This window comes from Aeromonas popoffii, from assembly GCF_000820025.1.
Lineage (GTDB): Bacteria > Pseudomonadota > Gammaproteobacteria > Enterobacterales > Aeromonadaceae > Aeromonas > Aeromonas popoffii.
Window position 1 is genome coordinate 1 of sequence record NZ_CDBI01000064.1, and the last position, 5,729, is coordinate 5,729.

7 protein-coding genes and 1 pseudogene are annotated in these 5,729 nt (G+C 61.3%); all 8 read left to right on the top strand.

What is annotated here, in order from left to right:
- Positions 1 to 316: pseudogene (locus tag BN1129_RS13685) on the top strand (hypothetical protein); the annotation flags it as partial.
- Between the two features lie 264 nt (positions 317 to 580).
- Positions 581 to 1,123 (top strand): YtfJ family protein, encoded by a 543-nt coding sequence (locus BN1129_RS13690; RefSeq protein WP_042037275.1) that lies wholly within the window; start codon positions 581 to 583, stop codon positions 1,121 to 1,123.
- A gap of 44 nt (positions 1,124 to 1,167) precedes the next feature.
- A complete protein-coding gene (locus tag BN1129_RS22620) occupies positions 1,168 to 1,458 on the top strand; it encodes a hypothetical protein (RefSeq protein ID WP_084204657.1) in 291 nt (96 codons plus the stop codon).
- A 36-nt stretch (positions 1,459 to 1,494) separates the two neighbouring features.
- Positions 1,495 to 2,091, top strand: a complete 597-nt coding sequence (locus BN1129_RS13700; protein ID WP_042037278.1) for a DUF2796 domain-containing protein — start codon at positions 1,495 to 1,497, stop codon at positions 2,089 to 2,091.
- Positions 2,092 to 2,095: 4 nt separating this feature from the next.
- Positions 2,096 to 2,785, top strand: coding sequence for an ABC transporter ATP-binding protein (locus tag BN1129_RS13705; protein ID WP_042037280.1), 690 nt, complete (start codon positions 2,096 to 2,098; stop codon positions 2,783 to 2,785).
- 76 nt (positions 2,786 to 2,861) lie between these two features.
- Positions 2,862 to 4,109 carry an ABC transporter permease gene (locus BN1129_RS13710; RefSeq protein WP_042037281.1) on the top strand — a complete coding sequence of 416 codons (1,248 nt, stop codon included), beginning with the start codon at positions 2,862 to 2,864 and terminating at the stop codon, positions 4,107 to 4,109.
- A gap of 31 nt (positions 4,110 to 4,140) precedes the next feature.
- A complete protein-coding gene (locus BN1129_RS13715; RefSeq protein ID WP_042037282.1) occupies positions 4,141 to 4,617 on the top strand; it encodes a DUF3299 domain-containing protein in 477 nt (158 codons plus the stop codon).
- 193 nt (positions 4,618 to 4,810) lie between these two features.
- Positions 4,811 to 5,671 (top strand): TIGR03899 family protein, encoded by an 861-nt coding sequence (locus BN1129_RS13720; protein WP_042037283.1) that lies wholly within the window; start codon positions 4,811 to 4,813, stop codon positions 5,669 to 5,671.
- Positions 5,672 to 5,729 lie beyond the last annotated feature (58 nt).

Below are 5,729 nucleotides of genomic sequence, written 5' to 3' on the forward strand. Positions count from 1 at the left end.
CCCCGAGCAGATGGATCACTTCGCCCCCCCCCTGCAGGCCTTGAAGGACAACAAGGCCGACAGTGATGAGAAGGCGCTGCTGATGGCAAGCCTCCTGGCCGAGCTGGCGCCGCAATACATGCTCAGCATCATATACCCCAACATCAGCATCGGCAGCGTCTCGCCAGCCTGGCTGGCCATCACGGCCGACAGCGGCCTGAAAGGCGATACCCTGGTGATCGGCAATCAGCGCCACGTTCTGCTGACCGGCTCACCCCTGCTGGCCCAGCAGATGACCATGGCCAAGATCCCGCTGATCAGCGAACCCTTGTACTGAGCCACGCCCGCCATGCCGGTTGCACCACAACCGGTTCAACTGAAGCGCACTCCTCAAACCAGTTGATAACGAATTGATTTTTATCGACTACATGCCATCCTAGCCGCCTTTGCCAGCCGCTTTCTGCGCTGGCGGGCAGCCCGCGCGGCTCACTCGCGAGTTTATTTAACACTTTTTAAACAGATCCGATCAGTTTAGGATGAGTTCTGCCCCATTCCCTCAAGTGAAAAATCGTTATAACATAACAAAAGGAGTGTCATCAGGATGAAACATCTCGTACTTACTCTGGCGCTGCTGCCAACACTGGTCATGGCTCACAATATCAAGGAGTCTGCCCAGGTACCGCTGGTCAACATCAGCGACAAGGGTGAGCTGGTACTGCAAGAAAAAGAGGTCAGCTACCAACCTTGGCAAAGCAAGGTACTGACTGGCAAAGTCTTTCTGATCCAGCACATCGCGGGTCGCTCCAGTGCCAAAGAGCTGAACGCCCCCATGATTGAGGCGATCAAGGCGGCCAAGTTGCCCCACGACAAGTACCAGACTGTCACCATCATCAACAGCAATGACGCCATCTGGGGCACTTCCGGCTTTGTGAAGAGCAGTGCCGAAGACAGCAAGAAAGAGTTCCCTTGGTCCGCCATGGTGCTGGATGCCAAAGGCATGGCCCGCAACGCCTGGGATCTCGCGCCGGAAAGCTCGGCCATCATACTGCTGGATAAAGAGGGCAAGGTGCTGTTTGCCAAAGATGGCCAGCTCGATGCCAACAACATTGCTACCGTGATGGGGCTCATCCAGTCCCATCTCTGAATCAGAGAGAAGGGGCGCTGATGGCGCCCCTTTCATAAGGGTCTATGGGTCGTTTCAAGCTGAAAATCTGGTTGTTGCTGCTGGGCTGGTTGTGGTTGCAACCGGCGCTGGCACAACACCCGCTGGAAGCAGACCAGCCCGGTCATAGCCACACTTGCGTCCTTTGCGCCCTCCATCTCGATGGCAAGCTGGCACTGACGCCCAACTTGCCCACCCCAGTCCTGCATGTTGTCATCGGCAAGCACCTCGATACCGCCTTGCCCACAATCGATTCCACCCCTACAGGCCACTGCCGCATTCGTGCTCCGCCGCACTTTCATTGCTTCTCCCACTGAACATTTCTCTTATCAATGGTTTCAAAAGGATTAACGATGAAAGCAGTCACACTGTTACTGGCCGCAGCCGCCTTTGGCGTACAAGCAAATCACGACGAGCATGAGAGTCATGGGCACGGTGCCCACGAGCACGGCCACGGTCATCTCAACCTGGTGCTCGATGGCAACCAGCTGATGCTCGAGCTGCAGGCGCCCGCCGCCGATCTGGTGGGCTTCGAGCACGCGGCCAAGAGCGACGAGGAGAAGGCGCAATACGCCAAGGCCATGGCTCAGCTCAAGCAACCCGATGCCCTGTTTCGCTTCGACCCGTCCGCTGGCTGCAAACTGACCCAGCAGGAGCTCAATGCCGCCAAGGAAGAGCATGATCACGACCATGACCATAACCATAACCATAACCATAACCATAAAAAGGCTGGCAGCAATCATGATGACCACCACCATGATGATGCGGGTCACGCCGATGTGGGTGCCATGTACACCTATACCTGTGAGGCCCCGGCCAAACTGACCGGACTGGAAGCGACTCTGTTCAGCGTCTATCCGAGCCTGGAGAAGCTGAGCGTGCAGGGCATACTGCCCACCGGCCAGACTGCTGCCGAACTGACCCCGTCCGCCAACAAGCTGAGCTGGTAACACCATGAAAAAAGCCGTGGTTGAGATCCGCGATCTGGCCTTCGCCTGGCCGGATCACGAGCCTGTACTCGATCTGCCCGCCCTCACCATCAACGAGGGGGAACGGGTGTTTATCAAGGGGCCATCGGGCTCCGGCAAGTCGACCCTGCTTGGCTTGCTTGCCGGGATCCAGACCGCCAACCACGGCACCCTGGCAGTGCTGGGCCAGCCATTGGCCCAGCTATCCGGCCGTGCCCGTGACCACTTCCGGGCGGCCAATCTGGGTTATATCTTCCAGCAGTTCAATCTGCTGCCATTTTTATCGGTGCTGGACAACGTCACCGCCGCCCTCACCTTCTCGCCCGAGAAGCGGGCTCGCCTGCAGGGGAGCCCCGAACAGGAGGCGCGCCGCCTGCTGGCGGAGCTGCAACTGCCGGCCGAGGCGCTGCACAGACCCGTCCATGCCCTGAGCATAGGCCAGCAACAGCGGGTGGCCGCCGCACGGGCGCTGATAGGCTCGCCACCGCTGGTGATTGCCGATGAACCCACCTCGGCTCTCGATACCGACAACCGGTCCGCCTTCATCAAACTGCTGTTCGAGGAGTGTGACAAGCAGGGGTCGACCCTTATCTTCGTCAGTCACGATCCCTACCTCGAGCCGCTCTTCCCGCGAGTGGAAAATCTGCAACTGCTCAACCGGAGGGCCATATGCTGAATCGCAATAGCAGCGCTATCTACCGGGCCAGACCCGCACCAACGGCGGCATCACAGCCACAAAACCGGAGGCCAGTATGCTAAAGCTTGCCCTGCAAAGTCTCTGGGCCCGCCGCCTCACCGCCGGGCTCACCTTGCTCGCCGTGGCCATCAGCGTCACCCTGCTGCTCGGGGTAGAGCGGGTGCGTACCCAGGCCCGCGAGAGTTTCTCCAATACCGTCTCGGGGACCGACCTTATCGTCGGTGCCCGCTCCGGCCAGGTGAACCTGCTGCTCTACTCGGTATTTCGCATCGGCAATCCCACCAACAACGTGGGCTGGGAGGCCTATCAGGCCATCAAGACAAAACCCGGCGTCGCCTGGACCATCCCCCTCTCCCTCGGTGATTCTCACAGGGGCTTTCGGGTGCTCGGCACCAATGGCGACTACTTCACCCACCTGAAGTACGGTCAGCAGCAATCGCTGCAACTGCGGGAGGGGCGGCCGTTCGACACGCCATTCGAGGCGGTGCTCGGTGCCCAGGTGGCCGAGAAGCTCGGCTACCGGCTGGATCAGTCCATCGTCATCGCCCACGGCGCCGGCAGTACCTCGTTCAGCCAGCACGACAATCTGCCGTTCAGGGTGGTGGGAATTCTGGCACCGACCGGCACCCCCATAGACAGAACCATCCACGTGCCGCTGGCCGGTATCGAGGCGATCCATCTGGGCTGGGACACGGGCCGGCACAGCAAGAACGTGACCGCCGAACAGGCACTGGCGCAGGATCTGACACCCAAAACCATCACCGCCTTCATGGTGGGGCTGAGCAACCGCATCCTGGCATTCCAGCTGCAGCGCAGCGTCAACACCTACCGGGGTGAGCCGCTGATGGCCATCCTGCCGGGGGCCGCCCTGCAGGAGCTGTGGAGCCTGATGAGCGTGGCGGAAACGGCGCTGTCGGTGATCGCCGGCTTCGTGGTGGTAGCTGGCCTCATCGGCATGCTGACCACCCTGCTGGCGGGGCTCAACGAGCGGCGGCGCGAGCTGGCCATCTTGAGATCCCTGGGCGCTGGCCCCTCCCACCTGTTCCTGCTGCTGGCGCTGGAGGCGATGGCCCTCACCACGGTCGGCATCGCCCTCGGGGTGGCGGCACTCTATCTGGGACAGGGGCTTGCCACCCCCTGGCTACTCAGCCACTATGGCCTGCAATTAAGCGTGGGGCTGCCCAGCGCCTACGAGTGGCAGTTGCTGGGCATGGTGTGGCTGGCGGGCATGGTGATAGGCCTGCTCCCTGCCGCCCGCGCCTACCGCTACAGCCTGAGCGATGGCATGAGCATTCGCGTCTAGCGAGACGCCCAAAATAGGAACAGAAAGACAGATGATGAAGTGGAAAATAGTAGCGCTGCTGGCCAGCCTGCTGGTGCTACCCGCCATGGCCGCCGATTACAAAACCATCGACTGGGATGTGCTGATCCCGGAAGGGGAGAGACTGCTGCCACCGCCCCAGGTCAATCACGAAGATCCCATGTCGGTACCGCAGCCGGTGGGTGGGGTGAACAAGAAGCTGGATCAGCAGAATGTGCGGATCCCGGGCTTCGTGGTACCGCTGGAGGGGGATGCCAAGAAGATCACCGCCTTCCTGCTGGTGCCCTACTTTGGCGCCTGCATCCATGTGCCGCCCCCGCCAACCAATCAGGTGATCTATGTGAGCTACCCCAAGGGTGCGCCGGTGGATGATCTGTGGGATGCCATCTGGGTGAAAGGCAAGATGCGCACTATCAGCTCCAGCCACGAAATGGCCACCGCCTCCTACTCCATGGAAGCGGTCGAGGTCAGCGTCTACGAAGAAGAGTAAGTCAGACCAGACATCATGATGCGCGCCAGCCCCCGGTGAACGAACTGCGCATCCCAGCAACAGTGGCCTTCGACCGGAGGCCATTTTTTATTCCCTTACCTGTCGAAACCGTGACCTGCCCCTGCTTGAGGGATTGCCCGCCATCCCGGTTGGAGTAACATTCAAGACTAGACCTTGCGATCACGGAGCCAGCATGGCTGACCTGCCCCCGCCCAAGAAAGAGAGTTCCATCCTGAGCAGCCAGGAGCAGACCCTGCGTCTGGCCCGCAGCCGTGGCATAGACGGCATGCTCACTCGCAACAGCGACAGCACCTTCGAACAGCGCGCCACCTTTCGCCATCTGGCGGATCAGGCCGCTCGCCAGCGCAACCTGGAAGCCATCATGGTGATGGCCTCCCGCCACTGCGAAGAGACGGCTGCCGGCGGCGAGATGGACAGCGACTGGCTGACCCGCTTCCTGCAACTGGCGGAAGACATCAGCATGGTGCCCATGCAGCAGCTGTGGGGGCGCATCTTCGCTATCGAGATCGCCACCCCTGGCCGTTTCTCCATTCGTGCCCTCACCACCCTCAAAGAGATGACCCAGCGCGAGGCCCTGCTATTCCAGCGGATCTGCGCCCTCGCCTGCCACTATGCGGGCAGCGATGAGCAGCGCCTGCTGCTGGGACTGCACAAGGGGGCCAGCCTGCTCAGCCGTGCCAAGGTGACCCGGCTTGGTCTGGGCAAATACCGGCTGCCCTACAATGCCCTGTTGCAGCTGTTCGAGCTCGGCCTGCTGCACAAGGGAGAGCTGGAATCCGGCCCGCTGCCCGCCGATGGCGTCGAGCTGGAGTTCGGCAACCAGCGCTGGCGGCTGCAGCGCAAGCAGACCAACATCACCCTGCTCTACTACCGGCTAACCCCGGTGGGCAACGAGCTCGCCCAGCTGTTGCAGGAACCGCCACTGGAGGAGTACCTGCAAGATCTGAAAACCGTGCTGATGCAGGGGCTGCAGATCGACGTGCAGCTGAGCGCCGCCGAACCGGCCACGACGGCGGGAGAACAGACCCTCTGATGCCCCGGCAAGATGGGCCCGCCGGCCCATCTTCGCAACTCACCCCCTTGGCGCCCCC